This window comes from Bacillus sp. GMs2/2 (assembly GCF_050172095.1).
Lineage (GTDB): Bacteria > Bacillota > Bacilli > Bacillales > Bacillaceae_G > Bacillus_A > Bacillus_A cereus.
This window is the reverse complement of the sequence record NZ_JBNLYE010000570.1, coordinates 1-1,940: the sequence shown is the minus strand read 5'-3', so window position 1 is coordinate 1,940 and position 1,940 is coordinate 1. Positions and strand designations below refer to the sequence as shown.

Sequence of the window (1,940 nt, the reverse complement as noted above, 5' to 3'; positions counted from 1 at the left end):
GGAAATACCATGGCAGAACTTAAATTAGAAAACATTTATAAAATATATGATAATAACGTAACAGCTGTAACTGATTTTAATTTACACATTCAAGATAAAGAATTTATTGTATTTGTCGGTCCTTCTGGATGCGGAAAATCTACAACATTACGAATGGTAGCTGGACTTGAAGATATTTCAAAAGGCGAGTTTTCAATTGATGGTAAACTAATGAATGATGTTCCTCCAAAAGATCGAGATATCGCTATGGTATTCCAAAACTACGCTCTTTATCCACATATGAGTGTATATGATAATATGGCATTTGGATTAAAACTTCGAAAAATACCAAAAGATGAAATCGATCGTCGTGTGAAAGATGCAGCAAAAATTTTAGGACTTGAACAATATTTAGATAGAAAACCGAAAGCATTATCAGGTGGACAGCGCCAACGTGTTGCGTTAGGTAGAGCAATCGTTCGAGATGCAAAAGTTTTCTTAATGGATGAACCATTATCAAACTTAGATGCTAAACTCCGTGTTGCAATGCGCTCAGAAATTTCTAAGCTACATCATCGCCTTGGAACAACAACAATTTATGTAACACATGACCAAACAGAAGCAATGACTATGGCTTCGCGTCTTGTCGTTATGAAGGATGGAAAAATCCAACAAATTGGAACTCCAAAAGAAGTATACGAAACGCCAGAAAACATTTTCGTGGGTGGATTTATCGGCTCACCAGCGATGAATTTCTTCCGTGGTAAATTGACTGAAACCGATTTCGTTATAGACAATACTATAAAAATTAAAGTATCTGAAGGAAAAATGAAGATGCTACGTGAACAAGGCTATGTAAATAAGGAAATTGTTTTAGGTATTCGCCCCGAAGACATTCATGATGAACTACTATTTTTAGAAGCTTCGCAATCTACTGCCTTCACAACAAAAATTGAAGTCGCTGAATTATTAGGTGCTGAATCCATTTTATATATGAAACTTGGAAATCAAGATTTTGCAGCACGTGTAGATGCAAGACATACATTTTCACCTGGTGATCAAATTAAATTAGCATTTGATATGAATAAAGCACATTTCTTTGATAACCAAACTGAACAACGTATTCGCTAAAAAATTTATCTTTACTATACACATACAAAAAAACCGTCCACATATATTGAGGGCGGTTTTTATTATTATACTAGGGCTTCTACTGTATGAAATGATTGTCCTTTTGTGCTAATAATACCGAAAATCGGTAAATCACTAAGCACCACTTCTTCTTGCTGTTTCATAAAAGATGACGTTAATTGTTTTATCTCTATCCAAACGTCATTAATACAAAGTACATTGGAATCGTTCTCTTGTTGGCGAGAAAAAATAGAATCTATTTTATATAAACCTGCATTTTGAAAAAGCATATCAATGCGACTGAATGCATTCAAAGTAATGCTAATAACGCGTTGCCAATCTCCTTGCTTTCCCATATCATAGGATACAAAAAGTGCCTCTCCGCCTAGATTCATAATTTCCTCCACTGTTGCTTGTCCACTCTCTTGATCAATGTCCGTCACAATAACTTTTGCGCCTTGTTTAGCCAACAAAAGAGCTGTATTACGTCCAATACCGATGCCACCGCCAGTTACGATAGCAACTTTTCCTGCAAGCTTCATTTTCATTACCCCTTCTATAAGTCTTACCGTCATTCAGTATACTCCTTTATAAGATTAATCTGCAAGCAAGAAAATTGCTATCTCATTTGTAAACGTTTACTTTTTATCCTTCTTTTTTCTTATTATTACGCTGGTCGAAAACTAAACCGATGAAAATTAAAATCCCCCAAAAGATTACACTACCTCCAGTCATTTTAATCTCCCCCTTATTATATAAAGTGAAATTTTAATCAGCCCCAATATGGCGGAATAAAGATATTATTTTTAATCATTATATCATTTTCTTAA

Annotated in this window: 3 protein-coding genes; 1 reads left to right on the top strand and 2 read right to left on the bottom strand. The window is 34.5% G+C overall.

What is annotated here, in order from left to right:
- Positions 1-9 precede the first annotated feature (9 nt).
- Entirely contained in the window at positions 10-1,110 is a 1,101-nt protein-coding gene (locus ACQGS6_RS27440; protein ID WP_000818931.1) for an ABC transporter ATP-binding protein, read from the top strand.
- Positions 1,111-1,175: 65 nt separating this feature from the next.
- On the opposite strand, the gene ACQGS6_RS27435 is transcribed toward ACQGS6_RS27440, so the two are convergent.
- Together ACQGS6_RS27435 and ACQGS6_RS27430 are read right to left on the bottom strand one after the other, a co-directional pair.
- Positions 1,176-1,685 carry an SDR family NAD(P)-dependent oxidoreductase gene (locus tag ACQGS6_RS27435; protein ID WP_000218410.1) on the bottom strand — a complete coding sequence of 170 codons (510 nt, stop codon included), beginning with the start codon at positions 1,683-1,685 and terminating at the stop codon, positions 1,176-1,178.
- A 70-nt stretch (positions 1,686-1,755) separates the two neighbouring features.
- The gene (locus tag ACQGS6_RS27430; RefSeq protein WP_000145650.1) at positions 1,756-1,845 is read right to left on the bottom strand and encodes a hypothetical protein; all 90 of its coding nucleotides are present in this window, start codon (positions 1,843-1,845) and stop codon (positions 1,756-1,758) included.
- Between the last annotated feature and the right edge of the window lie 95 nt (positions 1,846-1,940).

Bases quoted from the DNA above. Each gene is read 5' to 3' on its own strand.
- ACQGS6_RS27440 (WP_000818931.1), top strand. From the start codon at position 10: ATGGCAGAACTTAAATTAGAAAACATTTATAAAATATATGATAATAAC.
- ACQGS6_RS27435 (WP_000218410.1), bottom strand. From the start codon at position 1,685: ATGACGGTAAGACTTATAGAAGGGGTAATGAAAATGAAGCTTGCAGGA.
- ACQGS6_RS27430 (WP_000145650.1), bottom strand. From the start codon at position 1,845: ATGACTGGAGGTAGTGTAATCTTTTGGGGGATTTTAATTTTCATCGGT.